Here is a 15,257-nt window from a genome sequence, read left to right on the forward strand (position 1 = left end):
CCGCGGGAGGACGCATCACTTCAGATTGACGATGACAGTCCACCGCTGTGCAGCGGTCCGCGAGCATGCGATGCCGCGGCAACGGCCTCGGAGTGTCCTCATTCACCCGGGTGATTGGCGTTGTGGGATGAAGACAGCTCACCCCGCGGCGGACCAGGCTTGACTTCCGACAGACATGTGCGGCAATGACCGATTGTTTCGGCGCTACACAACCAAAGTCAGCACGGCGTAGCAGGTGAAGAAATCCGGGAAAGGGACCCAGCGATGGCGCGCATCAACCTCGATGACTGGCAATTCACAATCCCGAAACGAGGTCGGCGCCCACCAAGCCTGAACGTGTTCCCGGCCCCAGGACTTCCGCTTATTGCCATGAGGCAAATCCTGCGGTGGGTAATTGTGCTCCTGGCATCGTGGGGGATTGGACTACTGGTTGCGGCGCGGATTGTTCCCGGAGTTTCGTTGTCGGTACCGGGGTTCAGCATCGCCGTGCTGGCGTTCGCCGTAATGCAGGGGATCTTGTCCTTATCGATCTTGAAGTTGCCCCGTGAGTACGCGTCGCTGCTCCTTGGGGGCACCAGCTTGGCATTGACGATCGTCGCGTTGATCCTTGCGTCGATATTGACGCACGGAATCACCATCGACGGTATGCCATCCTGCCTGGCCGTGACGACGGTGGTGTGGCTCGTGACGACGATAGGGGTGACGCTGCCCGAGCTCCTTGTCCGCGGCCGGGCCGACTCGACGTAACAAAACCGTCCGGCACTCACCGATGTATCGGTGATCCGCGTCGAGATGCTGTATTTCGTGCGGTCCGCCATGGACGGAATTCGATATCTCGTATAAGGACGACGGAGGGAGCGGCGATGGGAGACACACATGACGATCCGACGGATCACTGTCGGACCACGCAACCGCACGCCGGTATCACCGTAAAGGACAACTTCTTCTGGCCGGGGTTGATCCTGCTGGTAGTAGCGGCATTTGGGCTCATTAGCACCGCGGCAGAAGCCGCGTATCGACATTACGAATGGCTTCCCACCACGGCGCTCATCGCGGTTCTCGGCGTGATCGCGGGAGCGCAGCGGCTCGTCATGGAGCTTCGCCGCGTGACCCGCATCGATGCGCAGTGGGATGCTGACCACACAGGTAGTCGGACGCGCCAGCGCACTCGCTAATCACAACAGCCGAGCGCCCCGTCGACACTGACACTCACGGGTGTGCATAGTGCATTTTGCGTGGGTGTATCAGGCGGTATTCCAACGTATTTCGCATTTCGTTAGTGCCGATAATACCTGCGTCCTGCGGTAGTCACGCGGCCATCGTCACTATGGAGTGAATCGCCCTCGCCCCGGTTTCCCGGCGCTTCTTCCTCCGCTCGGTGCTCGCGATATTGGCAAATCGCCCGGGTGAATCAGTTCGCCGGGTGATGACCACTCATCCCACCTCAACGAATGCTGGCTTATGAGATCGCGAGCGGAGGGTATGTGGAGCCGATCAGGTACCGGCTCTGTGTTCGGGGCCGCATCAGCGAGCAACGGGTCGCGATGACGGTGGACAACCTTGCTGCGTTGATTACCGCGGAACCCATCGCCACAAATTGGAGAAAACCAAATGAAGCCTCGCCAATTTCAACGATCGACTGCCGAATACGGCTCCGGGGCCGCGCGAACACCGTGGCTGCTGGATCGAATGCGGGACGCCGCCGCCTCTGCCCGGCTTTGGACGCGTCGGAAAGGAGGCGCCCCGATGGACGCCATACCGGCGATCGAGGATCAACTTCAAGCGCTGCAGGCCATTTGCAGTGCCCAGCGGGTGTCGACCGGCAATGCCTGTGGTGCGCCGGCAGTGGCCGTAGCCGAGATACACGCCATCGACGGATGTGACCAGACAGGACTAACCCCAGACGGCGATCTCGTTGAGACGCTCTGTCAAGCCTGCTTGGCTACTTTGCATCAGGCCATCGCGGATTACGTAAGCGGCAAGAGCGAGATGGCATCCCGATGCGGCGCCCGCCCGCATTGCTCCACCTGCGGGCGCCCCACTGGATTCCTGCGCAGCGTCTTCACCGTGCGCACGATCGGGCCCGGGGGCCCGACATCATGAACCGACTACGCATGGCCTGGCTATTTGTGGCGGTCGTTTCCGGCGATTACACCGTTCTCACGTTAACCGTTGGTCAGCTAAGCGATTTCGGCGCCAGCGCCGCCATTTGTGCGGGAGCAACGGTGGCGGCCGGGCTGACGGCCTACGCGGGCCGCCGACGCCACATGGTGGGAGCGCGGCGACGGGCGGCGCTCCGCAAGCGGTATGACCACCAGGGCGTCGCCGAGCAGCACTGCCCGAGACAGGAGCCTGCAAGCGGTTTCGACTGTGATGGTGCGCGAATGTGTTCGGGGTGCAAGGGAACTGTTGGACCCGACATGGAAGTGATGACATGAGCTCATTCGCCGTCGTATCGGGTTCACCGGGGTATCCGGTCCGCGCCGGCGCCGTCGTTGACGTCACTCAGGACGGCCCGAGCATGGCCGGGCGGATCGCCTCGCTCGGTGCCCGGCTGACGATCCGCCCTGCGTTGAGAGTAGGCTGCTACCTGCCATCGTTGCCCTGGCCTTGGGGCGCAGTGGAATTCGCTGCGCGCGCCATTCCGCCGGCACCGGGTACGGTGCGCGACGGCATCGGCCTGGCGCATTGCACCGCGCAGCTCGTCCGTGCCGCGGGGGTGCTACCGGCCGACGGTACCCGCCGGGTTGTCCTGTATTTGCACGGCGGGGCGTTCCTGACCTGCGGCGCTTACTCGCATGGGCGGCTGGTGACCATGCTGTCGCGTTTCGCCGACAGCCCCGTACTGGTGCCCAACTATCGCAAGATTCCCAAACATTCGGTCAGCGATGCGGTCGACGACTGCTACGACGGCTACTCCTGGTTGCGCCGACAAGGCTATCAGCCTGATCAGATCGTGCTGGCGGGCGACTCCGCCGGTGGTTATCTGGCGCTTGCGCTGGCCGAACGCCTGCTCGAGTCCCGTGAACAGCCTGCCGCGCTGGTGGCAATGTCACCGCTGCTGCGACTGTCCACGCACCGCAAAACGACCCACCCCAACATCGGCTCGGATGCGATGTTTCCGCCCAGAGCGTTCGACGCCCTGCACGGATTAATCGCTCGCGCTGGAGCTCAGCGCCGCGCCAAGGGGCTTCCCGACGCGCTCTACGAACCACTCGATCACATCCGACCCGGCCTGCCCCCGACCTTGATCCATGTGTCCGGCTGCGAGGTGCTGCTCCATGACGCGCAGCTGGCCGCCCAGCGGCTGGCCGCAGCCGGTGTTCAGGTCGAGCTGCAGATATGGCCGGGCCAAATCCACGTGTTTCAATTCGCGGCGCCGATCATTCCCGAGGCCACGCGCTCGCTACGCCAGATTGGCCAGTTCATTCGCGATGCGACCGGATAATGAATCGATTTCAGAAGCTCGCCATCAGAGATCCCGGCCGGGGATGTTCGCGTCCGTATGCCTTCCATACTCCAGCGATGCCGCCGCACTCACCCGGGTGAATTAGCTCGACGGGTGAAGACCATTCACCCTACGTCGGTAAATGCTGATTCGGAAGTTGGCGAGCGGAGGCTGAAGTGCAGTCGACGATTTACCAGATCTGCATTCGAGGCCGCCTCACGGAGCGGCTCGGGTCCGCATTAGAAGGGATGCGCCTCGAGGCCGGTTCGACCGAAAGCGTGTTCACGGGTGAAATCCGTGACCAGTCACAACTTTACGGACTGCTCGACCGGGTCCGTGACCTAGGCCTCGAGCTCGTCAGCGTGCAGCCGCAACCCGCGCCCGACCCTGCAACCAAAACCCTTATCAGAGAGGACCTGTAATGCAAGCCATCACTATTTCAGATCGCGACGCCGGTGTCGCTGGCCTATCGCTGAGCGACCTGCCTTACCCCCAGGCGGCCGACAACGACGTCATTGTTCGGGTACACGCCGCGGGCTTCACACCCGGGGAGCTTGACTGGCCACACACTTGGATCGACCGGGCGGGTCATGACCGGACACCGAGCGTGCCCGGCCACGAGCTGTCGGGTGTCGTGGTGGAGTTGGGTTACGGCACCACGCTTTTGACCGTCGGTCAGCGGGTGTTCGGGCTCGCCGACTGGGCGCGCAACGGCTCGCTGGCGGAATACACCGCCATGGAAGCCCGCAATCTCGCACCGCTGCCGATGGACATCGACCACACCACCGCCGCCGCGTTGCCGATCTCTGGATTGGCCGCCTGGCAAGGTCTATTCGACCACGGTCGCCTGGCGGCCGGACAAACGGTCCTGATCCACGGCGCCGCGGGAGGGGTCGGGTCGATCGCGGTGCAGCTCGCTCGCGAGGTCGGTGCACGGATCATCGGTACCGGCCGGACCGCAGACCGAGACCGGGCGTTGGAGCTCGGCGCCCACACCTTCCTCGACTTGGAGACTGAAAAGCTCGAAGACGCGGGCGAAGTCGACGTGGTGTTCGATGTGATCGGCGGAGACATCCTCGCCCGATCGGCCGCTCTGGTCCGGGCCGGCGGAACGCTCGTCACCGTTGCCGAGCCGCCGAAGACCCAGCCGCGGGACGGCCGCGCGATCTTCTTCCTGGTGGAGGCGGACCGGGTCCAGCTCGCCGGCCTCGCCGCGCGAGTGCGGGATGGACGGCTTAAGCCCGTGGTCGGCGCCGTGCTGCCGCTCGCCGAAGCCGCCACCGCTTTCGCTCCCGGCAAACGCATCCCCGGCAAGACGATCCTTCGCGTGGCCGAAGACTGAAAGAAGGCAGCAAAATGGCCCTGAAAATTCCACTCGTCGCATTGACAGCCGCGATGATGCTCGCGCCCGGGGCCCACGCCGAGCCGATGCCAGAGGGTTCCGATCAAAAGCCGGTGGTTCGCCCCGTCTTCAATCAGCCGACCAATGTTCCGGGCAAATCACTTGAAGCAGTGACTGTCAGTTATCCGCCCGGAGCAAAAAGCGGGGCGCACCACCACGCAAAATCAGCGTTCATCATGGCGTACGTGATTTCTGGAGCGATCCGCAGCCAGGTCGAAGGTGAGCCCGCACGCGTCTACCACGCCGGTGAGACGTGGCAGGAGGTCCCCGGAGCGCACCACACGATCAGTGAAAATGCGAGCGCCACCGAACCCGCTGAATTACTGGCGGTCTTCCTGCTCGATACCGGAGATGGCCCGCTTACCACGGATGACGATGCCAGCCGGTGACTGGCGCGCCGACAGTGAAAGACGTTGGCGTCATGAAGCGTGCGCGCTGTGACGACAGTATCTATTCGACAGGAGGAGTCCGTGCGCATGCCTGATCCGATCCGGGCTGTCGGGATAGCGTTGCGATTGTCGCTCGCGGCCGCCTTTCTGTCCGCTGTCGCCGACCGACTTGGTTGGTGGGCACCACTCGGGCAGGGCAGTTGGGGGAGCATGGACCGCTTCGCCGACTATGCCCACCAGCTCGTTCCGTTCGCCTCTGGATGGTTATTGACCGTCGTTGTGTGGGGCTCTACCGCAACCGAGGCGGCGCTGGGAGCCTTGCTCCTTGCCGGCTGGCGGCCGAGGATCGTCGGCACCGCGAGTTGCCTGACGCTCCTCGTATTCGGGTCCGCGATGGCGGTATCCCTCGGTCTGGAATCGCCGCTTAGCTGCAGTGTCTTCTCTGCGGCGAGCGCAGCCGCCGCCTACGCGATTCTCGGCACAACATCGCTGCAACGTACGCCGGTCGCCTCGTCCACTCCGGACCCTCGAAACTGTCGCAAGCCGTCTGACTGCCGCCAATCCGTTGAGCCGTAAGCATTACCAAACTACAGCTGCACGTGTCGATCGTCGGAAATGAGAGATGAATGAAAGCAAGCAAAGACTTCGACGTCATCGTTCTAGGTGGCGGGGTGGGCGGTGTGGCCGCCGTGCGGAAGCTTGCGTCGGTGGGCCTCTCGGTAGCTCTCGTGGAGGATCGTCTGGTCGGGGGAGAGTGTCATTACTGGGGCTGCAACCCGAGCAAAACATTGCTGCGCCCCATCGAGGTATTCAATCTCGCCAGGGCGGTTCCTGGTGTGCGAGAGATCATTCCGGAGCAAGGACTCGACCTTGCGGCCGTCTTCGCGAAACGCGACGCGCTCATTGAACACCTCTCCGACCAAGAGCGCACAGCATCGTTGCAGCAAGCCGGGGTAGCAGTGTTTCATGGGTTCGGCCGGCTGAGCGGCCAACGAACAGTGCGCGTGGCCTATGCCCTGGGGGATACCACCGAAACCGTCTTGACCGCACGCCACGCGGTCGTGCTGGCCACCGGAACCCGTCCGAACGTGCCGGAGATACCCGGGTTGGCGCAAGCACGCCCGTGGACCAATCGGGACTTGACGACCATGACGCAGGTGCCGCCTCGCGCGCTGGTGGTGGGCGGCGGCCCCGTCGCCGTCGAGTTCGCGACGATCCTGCGCGGTTTGGGTTCAGCAGTAACACTTTTGGTGCGGGAGAACACCCTGCTTGCCAACTGCGAACCCGAAGCTCGTGAACTGGTCACGCAGTCACTGCGCAACAAAGGCGTCAAGATTCACTTTGAGACAGAGTTGTCGGCGGTAGCCCGCCCCATCGCGGGCGGTCCCGTCACCGCTACTTTTCAACGCCAGACCATCGAGGTAGACGAGGTCGTCCTGGCCACCGGACGGCGCAACAACACCGACAACATCGGACTGGAAACCATTGGCCTGCCGGCCGGCGGGATCGTTTCTGTGAACGACCATCTCCAGGCCGTCGGCGTCACAGGCGACTGGCTATACGCTCTCGGAGATACCACCGGTCGTGCCCGGCTGTCTCATATCTCCACATACCACGGCCGTGTCGTGGCCGACATCATCACGGCCCGGGCTGCGGGGCGAGAACTATGCGAGAACGAGCTGACTGTCCGAGATGCCGGCAGCCTTGCGCAGGTTATCCACACTGATCCCCAAGTGGCCTGGGTGGGCCGCACCGAAAGTCTGGCCAAAGCAGAAGGGTTCGCGGTGCGGACGCGAACTGCCCATTACCCCGACGCGGTGTCATTCCTCGCCCTTTACCGGGATGGGTTCGAAGGATGGGCGAAACTGGTCATCAACGACGAGACCAACACGCTGCTCGGAGCGACATTTGTCGGCCCACAGTTCTCCGAACTGGTTCAAGCGGCCACCCTGGCTATCGTCGCGAAGGTCCCAGTCAGTCTGCTCCGCCACGCCGTCGCGCCACATCCGACGGTCAATCAGGTCTGGGATCCGCTACTCGCCCAAGAGTCCGAACTTGCCTCGTTACTGAAAAACGGGCTGCAGAAAGCACAGAAGAGCGCGTAAGCGAATCAAAGCCGTAGAACCTTGATCTTGAAAGGAACCACAATGACGTACGAATGGCCGGTCGCCTCACTGTGACCATGCTTGTGGCGGGGATCCGCACCCTAGGCGGCCAAGTGCAGACGTTCGAAGTGCACGACCCACGACCGCTGGCGGCCGACGAGGTCCTGATTGACGTTCGTGCTGCCGGGATTGGCAACTGGGACAATATCGTTCGCTACGGAGGTTGGGATGTCGGTCGGAGGCCGCCGCTCGCTCTCGGCGTCGAGGCTGCTGGAGTCATCAAGGCCGTTGGTAACCGCCCGAGCGGATTCGGCGTTGGCGATGCGGTGCTATGCCACCCTGTTCCGCTGCGCGATCAAGGCACTTGGGCGCCGCTTCTGATCGCGCCCGTCGGATCGCTCGCCCATAAAGCGCCCGAAATTCCATGGGCCACCGCAGCGATCTTTCCGGTGCCGGCGTTGACCGCCGAGCAGGTGGTCGGCGAGGCGTTGGCATTGGATGGTGGAGAGACCTTGCTCGTTCACGGTGCGGGCGGAATCACCGGCGGGCTGATCGTCCAGCTGGCGGCCATGCGTGGGGTTGACGTCCTCGCCACTGCCGGCCCGCACAGCGTTGACCGGGTCCGCGAGCATGGTGCCCGTGAGGTGATCGATTATCGCAATCCGCAGTGGCCACGCCACGCGAGGGAGCTGGCGAAGCACTCCATCGACGCCGCCGCCAATGCGGCCCCCGGGGGTGCCGCGACGGCGATGACCGCGGTTGGCGACGGCGGCCGGCTAGCCACCATCACACCCGACCTACCTGCATCCAGCCGCGGGATCAGCGTGACCGCAGTGTATGTCCGCTCCGACGGGCCTCAACTCGACCGCCTCACCGCGCTCCTCGCGTCCCGTCGATTGAGCATGCCCATTCCGCGGTCTTGCAGCCTGGATCAGGCTGCCACCGCCCTCGCACACGTCGTCGCAGGCAACGAGTCCAGGGGAGTTGTCATCACGCTAGACGTTGACGAAGTTGCCATCACACACCAGAACAACGTCACACCCAACGAGGAGTCTTGAGATGACCACGATTACCCCGATCTACACTGGAGTGGCCGCTCACATCGGCAAATACGCTGACGCCATTGCCATATCCGGTGGCGGCGGCACACAGATTTTCGTCTCCGGCACGCCGGGCCTGCTCGAAGACGGCAGTGTGCCCGAGGACTTCACCGACGAGGCCCGGCAGTGCTGGGCCAACATCGAAAGGGCGCTCGTTAAGGCCGGCGCCAAGCTCACTGACATTGTCTATATGCGGCAATGGGTTACGAGCCGTGACAATGCGTCCGCCTACTTGGCGGTGAGTAGAGACGTGATCACTCACCAGCCCGCCGCCATGTTCAGCATCATCGACGGACTGGTGTGGCCCAACATCCGCGTGGAAGTCGAAGTCACCGCCATCCTGCTTGCGTGAGCGATCCGACCTTCCGATCAGCGCACGCGAAAGGATCCCCGAGATAGTGAGTGCGTACCCCATCGTCGAGTTGTCCACCGACGCGCTGCTGACCACGACCCGCTCGGTGCGCAAACGGCTCGATTTGACCAAACCTGTTCCTATCGGCCTGATTCGGGAATGCCTGGAAATCGCGGTGCAGGCGCCAACGTCCGCCAACGTGCAGAATTGGAGCTTCATCGTGGTCACCGACCCGGAGCAGCGTCGCGCGATCGCCGATGTGTACCGCCGCACATGGGACTTGATCGTCGCATCCCCTTTCGCGGTCGCCGATCGGTTCAAGGACGAGCCCGAGCGCAATCACGAGCAGCGCAAAGTTTCTGACAGCGCGGCGTATCTCGCCGATCACTTCGGCGAGGTCCCCGTCTTGGTGATCCCCTGCGTCGAGGTCATCGACGGCGACGGCAGATTGACAGCCGAAAACGCCAACCAGTATTGGAGTTCGATCATGCCCGCCACGTGGAGCTACATGCTCGCCGCCCGTTCTCGGGGCTTGGGGACCACATGGACCGGGGTGACCATAATGGCCGACGACGAGATGCGGACCATCCTAGGCCTGCCCGACAACGTCTATCACGCCACGACCGTCCCCACCGCCTACTACACCGGCACGACGTTCCGCCCTGCCAAACGGATCCCGCTCGACGACGTGCTGCACTTCGACCGGTGGTGAGCGCCGCGGCGAGCCGGTCGCCCGTGCCGGTGCGATTTTCTAAGGAGGACAGCCATGGATGGCGACTACGAAAACCCCTGCCCTGACAATGGTTCTAGGCGAACCGAATCGCTCGATGGCGATGACGGGCACAACGCGATTACTAGCCGCGACATCGATGTGCTGGCGCAGCTGAAGGCGCTCAGACAACACCGATGACCGGCGTACGCAACGGGTTCGGCGCCCGGTCGTCGGTTTGCGTCGAACGGCCCGCGCAGTGATATTGCGCGACGCCGCACCGACCAGCCGTGCGATGGTGGTCGCGGTTATGGTGTCGATGGTCGCGTTCCTCGACTCCACGGTGATCAACCTGGCTTTGCCGGCCATCGAGCATGACCTCGGCGGTGGCCTGGCGCTACAGCAATGGATCATCGACGGCTACCTGCTCGCGACGGTGGCCGCGATTCTGCCCGGCGGGTCCATCTCGGATCTGTTCGGCCGCGTTCCCGTGATGCGGTTCGGGCTGTTGGCTTTCGGTTCGGGCTCTGTGCTGGCAGCCGCCGCCGCCTCGCCGGCGATACTGATCACGGCGCGCCTCATTCAAGGCCTGGGTGCGGCGTTCCTCGTGCCGGGCTCCCTGGCGCTCATCAACACGGTGTTCGACAAAGCCCACCGGACCGCCGCAATCGGCGTGTGGACCGGGTGGACGGGCATCGCCTTCGCGTTGGGGCCCCTATTGGGCGGAATTTGCGTCGACTTCCTGGGCTGGCGTTGGATTTTCGTGTTGTCGGCGATACCGATGGCGGTCGGGTATGCGCTGACGTTCTGGCTGTGCCCGATGTCGGGGCGGGTCGAAGGAGCGCGCATAGATATCGCTGGGCTGGGCCTCTCGGTGGCAGGGCTGGCGGCGACCGTGTACGCATTGATCGAAGCGCAGCGCGACGGCTGGACCGACCCAATTGTCATCACACCAGCGGTGATCGGGATCGCCGCGCTGGTTGGCTTCGTGACGTGGCAGCACCGCAGCAGGAATCCAATGCTTCCGTTGCCGCTGTTCACCTTTCGCAACTTCGCCGTCGGCAACCTCGTCACTGCATTGGTGTACGGCGGGTTGACGCTGGGATCGCTGGCCGTCGCCCTCTACACCCAAGAAATCGGCGGATATTCAGCCACCATGGCCGGGCTGGCCACCCTGCCAATCCCGGCGCTATCGTTTCTGCTGGCCCGTCACGTCGGCCGGACTGCCGCGCGGGTGGGGCCACGTACATTCCTCATCGTCGGACCCGGGTTGGCGGCGGTCGGCCTGCTGCTGATCCGCCCGAAAGCCAACGGATTCCACGCGCTCACCGATCTGGTACCGGGGATGACCGTGCTTGCAATTGGGCTGGTGGCGACGATCACACCGCTGACGTCTGTGACACTGGCGTCGGTGCCGATTGAACACAGCGGCCTGGGGTCGGCGATCAACAACGCCGTCTCGCGGCTGGCCGCGCTGATGTCGACCGGATCCATAGGCCTGATCAGTGTTGGTGCGGCGAGCGCCCCCGGATTCGCCCGCGCGTTGGAGGTGAGCGCCGCATTGTTCGCCCTTGGTGCGTTGTGCGCTGCGCTGTTGATAACCAATCCGCCTGCCGGGCGCCAGCAGGTGCCCTGCGAGATCGCGGCGTTGTGCCGCGACCGGCCCGGTGCGCAACCCTGCTTGGCCAGCAGCGCCTCGGTCGCGACCGAACCGTCCGCTCCGAACTAATCGTTCGCCCGCGTGGCGAAAGGTAATGGCGAGAAATACTGCAACCGGGTCCGGCGGCCACCCGGCGGTGTGCCGAAGCCCGAGCCCCGCCCTAGGTGACACGACCGCGATCTACGAAACCATCGGCGGACTTATTGGTTCGACGCCTCCGAAGAGGCGGCGCATTGCGCACCCGGTCAAAGGGTGGTCGATTACTCGGCGATCACATAGGACCGGATACGGCTGAGCGCTACGTCGATGGCTGCAGCCATATCGTCGACGTCGTGGCTAGCCTGGCTCAGCACATACCCGCCTTGAAGCGCGGCGATCAGCCCGGTCGCCAGTTCTTCGGGATTAGCGTCGCGCGCCAGTTCACCGCAGGTCTGCAGACGGCGCAGCGCGGCCGCGACAAGGCGCTGCCACTCGGCGAAATAGCCGGCCAGCATCAGCCGACAGCGCTCGTCGCGGTCGGCCAGCTGCGAGACCATACTGCCCAACACGCAACCGAACGCGCCGCCGCGCCGCGCGTTGGCAGTGACCAAGCGGTCGCGCCAGCGCTCAAGGTCCGCCACGCTGGTAACCGCTTGCAATTCGCAGCGCTGTTGTCGCAGGAGTGCCTGGGCTTGCTCATTTAAGACCGAACGCACTAAGTCTTCCTCGTCGCAGAATTGTTGGTAGCACCCTGATTTGCAACCACCGCCACGCAGGATGCGCGCCGTGATTGCTGCTTGCGAGCCGCAGGCCCGCCGCATGTCGGTCGACGCGTCCAGGCCGCGGGACCGGATGGTGGGCCGTCGCGGCGCAGGCAGGCAGTGCGGCATGGCCGGGATCTCCGCGGTATCGACTTCCGCGAAGCGGCTGCGTAGTCTCATCCGCCATCTCCGTCATAGCTGTATCGCGCGCGTAGTTCCTCACCCTCTCTATAAAGGACTATATCGTCCTAAAGATGGTTCTTGGCCAGCGCCCACGAGCCACGGCAACGTAGGTTGCGGAAGCGATTCGTGCCGGATCCGCTTGTTACACTGCGTTCTCCACATGCGGGGTCGGTGTCGCGCCAGCAGCGTGCAGTCACCGGCGGAACGCTCCAGATTGGTCTAAACAGACCGACAGCTCTGGGCCGCGCGGACCTCGTCGCGCGGGGAGGCGAATGTGTCCGCCGGTCGGAACACGGCGGAGACGAGGACTATAAGGTCCGCACAAGCAGGTATCGTGTTAGGGCGGGACGGCACCGCGCTGGCTGCCGCGTAGTGGTTGCGAGGGCGAATCGTGGTTAGGCGAGGTGCAGACCGGGCAGCGGTGAGCGCGCGCACGGGCAGGCATGGTGCCCAGCCCTACGCAAACTTTGGCGGCGGCGCCGCGCAGCGGCGGGCGGCAGCGCGTCTTGACGTGGGGGGCCGGAGTCGGCAAGCTGCTGGCACCGTGGGCCACAGTGAACTTTCCAACCGCGAGCGGCGTATCACAGCACGCGGAGCGGCCACGCGAGACCGGATCATTGCGGCGGCCGCGGATTTGATGTATGTGCGCGGAGTCAATGCGGTCACCCTCGACGATGTCCGCGAGGCCACCGCCACGAGCAAATCTCAGCTGTACCAACACTTCGCGGGCAAGCCTGAATTGATTCGGGCGGTGCTGGCATATCGGGCCGCGCAGGTGTTGGCCCGCGAAGAGCAAAGGCTGCGACGGTTGAAATCGATGCGCGGCCTGCGCCGCTGGCGCGATGCCCTAGTGCAGGGCGCGGCGTTGCAGAGCGGCGCCTACGGCTGCGCGCTGGGATCTATGGCAATCGAACTATCCGACCAAGACGAACAGGCCCGCGCCGCGCTGTCCCACTACTTCGCCAGCTGGAAAGGACTGCTAGCCGACGGCCTGAGGCGTATGCAAGAGGACGGTACCCTCGCTGCGACGGCCGACCCAGACGCCCTGGCCACCGGCTTGCTGGCCGCCCTGCAGGGCGGCTACCTGCTGGCCCAGGCCAACCATGACGTCACGGCGATGGCCACCGCACTGGACATGGCGCTCGCCCACATCGACAGCCTGGCAAACCAACCTGACCGCGCACGGCGCAAGTCGTGACATCGGCGACGGCTTGGCCGGGTCACTGTCAGCCGCCGCGGTGTGCGACACCAGCGTAGGTGTCCTCTTCGTCGGCGACCACTACTTGCTGCTTGACGTCTTTCGGTACCAACCGTCACCAACTTTCCCGGTCTCTCGCTTAATTCGTCAAGCGACTCGGCTTAAGCCTGCGGTGCACAGCACCCCGACTGCCTCGTGGATGAGATGCTGTGCACCGCAGTTGGATTGGGGCCGCTCGGCGCTATGACATCCCGTCGGTTCCCGGGGCTCCGAACATGCCGCCGTTCCCGCCGGTGCCGCCCGTCCCACCGTTGATTCCATTGCCGCCATGGCCGCCAAAACCGATTATCGATGTCTCGGGAGTGCCGTCCAGGACACCCGAGGCGTTGCCGCCATTGCCCCCGTTGGCAACACCGATGCCGGAGCCGGCGTTGCCACCGTCGCCGCCCACGCCGAGGAGACCGAGGCCGCTGCCGCCGGTGCCACCCGTGCCACCGGCGCCCATGTCAGCAGCCCCGCCCTGGCCGCCCTGGCCGCCCATGCCGGCCAGCGCGCTGGCGCCGAGGCCTCCGGTGCCGCCGTCACCGCCGGTGCCGAAGCTCGAGGCACCGCCCGCCCCACCGGCTCCTCCCTGGGCGACGGTCGTGGACAGGCCCATGCCGCCTGTGCCGCCGGCACCAGCGATGCCCGTTGCACCTGTGGCCGCGCCGCCAACTCCTCCGGCCCCGCCGATAGCGCCGCCAAATCCAATCAGGGCGGGCGAGACCGCATTGCCCCCGAGGCCGCCGGCGCCGGCGACCCCGGTGGTGACGGCACCGCCGGCCCCTCCGGCCCCACCGCCGACGAGGTCGATTCCGATCACGCCCGCGGCCGCGCCCGAGCCGCCGGCGCCACCGGTCCCGGCGATCCCACTCGTTGCGGCGCCGCCGGCTCCGCCGGTCCCGCCGCTCGCGATATCTAAACCGAATGGGCCTCGCGCGAAGCCGTCGCCACCGACGCCGCCGACCCCACCGGTTCCCGTGGTGGCCGCGCCGCCTGTCCCACCGTCACCTCCGAAGCTCGCGAACAATCCGTTCGCGTTGCCGCCGGCTCCGCCGGCGCCGGCAACCCCACTGGTCGCGGCCCCGCCGACACCGCCGGTACCGCCGGCACCCACCAGCAGCCCGCCCGTACCACCGGCGCCGCCGGCGCCGCCGTCACCCGCGCCGGCGGCAGCCCCGCCAAGCCCGCCCGCGCCGCCGTTGCCGAGCAGCATGGCGTTGCCGCCGACGCCACCGACCCCGCCCCCGGTGCCGCCAAGCCCGCCGGCGCCACCGTTACCGAGCAGGAACCCCCCGGTGCCGCCCGCGCCGCCCGCGGCGCCCGCACCTCCGGCGCCGCCGATGCCGCCGTTGCCGATCAGCCCAGCGGCGCCGCCGGCCCCTCCGGTCTGGCCGGCAGCGCCCGAGCCGCCGTTCCCGCCATTACCGATCAACAATCCGCCGGCCCCACCGGCCTGCCCGGTACCCGACGCCCCGTTGGTGCCGTCGCCGATCAGCGGGCGGCCCACCAACGTTTCGGTGGGCGCGTTGATCGCACTCAGCACGTCTTGCTCCAGCGTCTGCAGCGGTGAGGCGTTGGCCGCCTCGGTGCCGAGGTATGCGGCAGCACCCTGTTTCATCAAGCTGACAAATTCGGCGTGAAAACTTTGCGCCCGAGCGCTGAGAGCCTGGAAATCCTGGCCGAACCCACTGAAAAGCGAAGCCACCGCCAGCGACACCTCGTCCTTACCCGCTGCCAGAAGGCCAGTCGTCGGAGCGGCGACGGCCGAAGTTGCCTCGGCTAGCGACGAATGGACGCTCGCCAGATCCTCGGCAGCATTCGCAACCAGATCCGGCGTGATGGACATGAACGACATAGAAGAACTCTCCTCGACTGGCCGACGTCATCCGGCCGTGTGTGTGGTCTTGAACGGTCAAACAGTCCGTCCCA

The 15,257-nt window shown here is 65.2% G+C and carries 17 protein-coding genes; 15 read left to right on the forward strand and 2 right to left on the reverse strand.

Annotated elements, in window-relative coordinates; genetic code table 11:
* Positions 1-264: 264 nt before the first annotated feature.
* From AC5Y4S_RS07495 to AC5Y4S_RS07560, 14 genes are all read left to right on the forward strand, one after another.
* Positions 265-747: a hypothetical protein gene (locus AC5Y4S_RS07495; protein ID WP_500031575.1), complete on the forward strand. Its 483-nt coding sequence runs from the start codon at positions 265-267 to the stop codon at positions 745-747.
* Positions 748-863: 116 nt separating this feature from the next.
* Entirely contained in the window at positions 864-1,175 is a 312-nt protein-coding gene (usfY, locus tag AC5Y4S_RS07500; protein WP_500031580.1) for a protein UsfY, read from the forward strand.
* Positions 1,176-1,746: 571 nt separating this feature from the next.
* The gene (locus tag AC5Y4S_RS07505; RefSeq protein WP_500031582.1) at positions 1,747-2,103 is read left to right on the forward strand and encodes a phosphoenolpyruvate carboxylase; all 357 of its coding nucleotides are present in this window, start codon (positions 1,747-1,749) and stop codon (positions 2,101-2,103) included.
* 331 nt (positions 2,104-2,434) lie between these two features.
* Complete coding sequence (locus tag AC5Y4S_RS07510) at positions 2,435-3,448, forward strand: alpha/beta hydrolase (RefSeq protein WP_500031584.1); 1,014 nt, start codon at positions 2,435-2,437, stop codon at positions 3,446-3,448.
* A gap of 176 nt (positions 3,449-3,624) precedes the next feature.
* Positions 3,625-3,870: a DUF8691 family protein gene (locus AC5Y4S_RS07515; protein WP_068100718.1), complete on the forward strand. Its 246-nt coding sequence runs from the start codon at positions 3,625-3,627 to the stop codon at positions 3,868-3,870.
* Positions 3,870-4,790, forward strand: a complete 921-nt coding sequence (locus AC5Y4S_RS07520; RefSeq protein ID WP_500031590.1) for an NADP-dependent oxidoreductase — start codon at positions 3,870-3,872, stop codon at positions 4,788-4,790. The genes AC5Y4S_RS07515 and AC5Y4S_RS07520 overlap by 1 nt, the downstream gene beginning before the upstream one ends.
* Before the next feature lie 14 nt (positions 4,791-4,804).
* Positions 4,805-5,239: a cupin domain-containing protein gene (locus AC5Y4S_RS07525; protein WP_500031592.1), complete on the forward strand. Its 435-nt coding sequence runs from the start codon at positions 4,805-4,807 to the stop codon at positions 5,237-5,239.
* A gap of 87 nt (positions 5,240-5,326) precedes the next feature.
* Entirely contained in the window at positions 5,327-5,815 is a 489-nt protein-coding gene (locus tag AC5Y4S_RS07530) for a MauE/DoxX family redox-associated membrane protein (RefSeq protein WP_500031595.1), read from the forward strand.
* 50 nt (positions 5,816-5,865) lie between these two features.
* Positions 5,866-7,344 (forward strand): dihydrolipoyl dehydrogenase family protein, encoded by a 1,479-nt coding sequence (locus AC5Y4S_RS07535; protein WP_500031597.1) that lies wholly within the window; start codon positions 5,866-5,868, stop codon positions 7,342-7,344.
* A 113-nt stretch (positions 7,345-7,457) separates the two neighbouring features.
* Positions 7,458-8,402 carry an NADP-dependent oxidoreductase gene (locus tag AC5Y4S_RS07540; protein ID WP_500031599.1) on the forward strand — a complete coding sequence of 315 codons (945 nt, stop codon included), beginning with the start codon at positions 7,458-7,460 and terminating at the stop codon, positions 8,400-8,402.
* Position 8,403: 1 nt separating this feature from the next.
* Positions 8,404-8,796 (forward strand): Rid family hydrolase, encoded by a 393-nt coding sequence (locus AC5Y4S_RS07545; RefSeq protein WP_500031601.1) that lies wholly within the window; start codon positions 8,404-8,406, stop codon positions 8,794-8,796.
* A 61-nt stretch (positions 8,797-8,857) separates the two neighbouring features.
* On the forward strand, positions 8,858-9,508 hold the full coding sequence (locus AC5Y4S_RS07550) for a nitroreductase family protein (RefSeq protein WP_500032194.1): 651 nt from the start codon (positions 8,858-8,860) through the stop codon (positions 9,506-9,508).
* Positions 9,509-9,562: 54 nt separating this feature from the next.
* Positions 9,563-9,706, forward strand: a complete 144-nt coding sequence (locus tag AC5Y4S_RS07555) for a hypothetical protein (RefSeq protein ID WP_156766654.1) — start codon at positions 9,563-9,565, stop codon at positions 9,704-9,706.
* Between the two features lie 94 nt (positions 9,707-9,800).
* Positions 9,801-11,234 (forward strand): MFS transporter, encoded by a 1,434-nt coding sequence (locus tag AC5Y4S_RS07560; RefSeq protein WP_500031604.1) that lies wholly within the window; start codon positions 9,801-9,803, stop codon positions 11,232-11,234.
* A gap of 191 nt (positions 11,235-11,425) precedes the next feature.
* Here the strand turns inward: AC5Y4S_RS07560 and AC5Y4S_RS07565 are convergent, their stop codons facing one another.
* Positions 11,426-12,085 (reverse strand): TetR family transcriptional regulator C-terminal domain-containing protein, encoded by a 660-nt coding sequence (locus AC5Y4S_RS07565; protein ID WP_500031606.1) that lies wholly within the window; start codon positions 12,083-12,085, stop codon positions 11,426-11,428.
* A gap of 547 nt (positions 12,086-12,632) precedes the next feature.
* Between AC5Y4S_RS07565 and AC5Y4S_RS07570 the strand changes: the two genes are divergently transcribed.
* A complete protein-coding gene (locus AC5Y4S_RS07570; RefSeq protein ID WP_500031608.1) occupies positions 12,633-13,286 on the forward strand; it encodes a TetR/AcrR family transcriptional regulator in 654 nt (217 codons plus the stop codon).
* A 241-nt stretch (positions 13,287-13,527) separates the two neighbouring features.
* Here AC5Y4S_RS07570 and AC5Y4S_RS07575 read toward each other — a convergent pair whose 3' ends face one another.
* Positions 13,528-15,183, reverse strand: coding sequence for a PE family protein (locus tag AC5Y4S_RS07575; RefSeq protein ID WP_500031610.1), 1,656 nt, complete (start codon positions 15,181-15,183; stop codon positions 13,528-13,530).
* Positions 15,184-15,257: the final 74 nt, after the last annotated feature.

This window comes from Mycobacterium sp. NGS64, assembly GCF_059812245.1.

Excerpts from the sequence above, each read along its gene's own strand:
- AC5Y4S_RS07495 (WP_500031575.1), top strand. The coding sequence starts at position 265 with ATGGCGCGCATCAACCTCGATGACTGGCAATTCACAATCCCGAAACGA.
- usfY (WP_500031580.1), top strand. The coding sequence starts at position 864 with ATGGGAGACACACATGACGATCCGACGGATCACTGTCGGACCACGCAA.
- AC5Y4S_RS07505 (WP_500031582.1), top strand. The coding sequence starts at position 1,747 with ATGGACGCCATACCGGCGATCGAGGATCAACTTCAAGCGCTGCAGGCC.
- AC5Y4S_RS07510 (WP_500031584.1), top strand. The coding sequence starts at position 2,435 with ATGAGCTCATTCGCCGTCGTATCGGGTTCACCGGGGTATCCGGTCCGC.
- AC5Y4S_RS07520 (WP_500031590.1), top strand. The coding sequence starts at position 3,870 with ATGCAAGCCATCACTATTTCAGATCGCGACGCCGGTGTCGCTGGCCTA.
- AC5Y4S_RS07525 (WP_500031592.1), top strand. The coding sequence starts at position 4,805 with ATGGCCCTGAAAATTCCACTCGTCGCATTGACAGCCGCGATGATGCTC.
- AC5Y4S_RS07530 (WP_500031595.1), top strand. The coding sequence starts at position 5,327 with ATGCCTGATCCGATCCGGGCTGTCGGGATAGCGTTGCGATTGTCGCTC.
- AC5Y4S_RS07535 (WP_500031597.1), top strand. The coding sequence starts at position 5,866 with ATGAAAGCAAGCAAAGACTTCGACGTCATCGTTCTAGGTGGCGGGGTG.
- AC5Y4S_RS07545 (WP_500031601.1), top strand. The coding sequence starts at position 8,404 with ATGACCACGATTACCCCGATCTACACTGGAGTGGCCGCTCACATCGGC.
- AC5Y4S_RS07555 (WP_156766654.1), top strand. The coding sequence starts at position 9,563 with ATGGATGGCGACTACGAAAACCCCTGCCCTGACAATGGTTCTAGGCGA.
- AC5Y4S_RS07560 (WP_500031604.1), top strand. The coding sequence starts at position 9,801 with ATGGTGGTCGCGGTTATGGTGTCGATGGTCGCGTTCCTCGACTCCACG.
- AC5Y4S_RS07565 (WP_500031606.1), bottom strand. The coding sequence starts at position 12,085 with ATGAGACTACGCAGCCGCTTCGCGGAAGTCGATACCGCGGAGATCCCG.
- AC5Y4S_RS07575 (WP_500031610.1), bottom strand. The coding sequence starts at position 15,183 with ATGTCGTTCATGTCCATCACGCCGGATCTGGTTGCGAATGCTGCCGAG.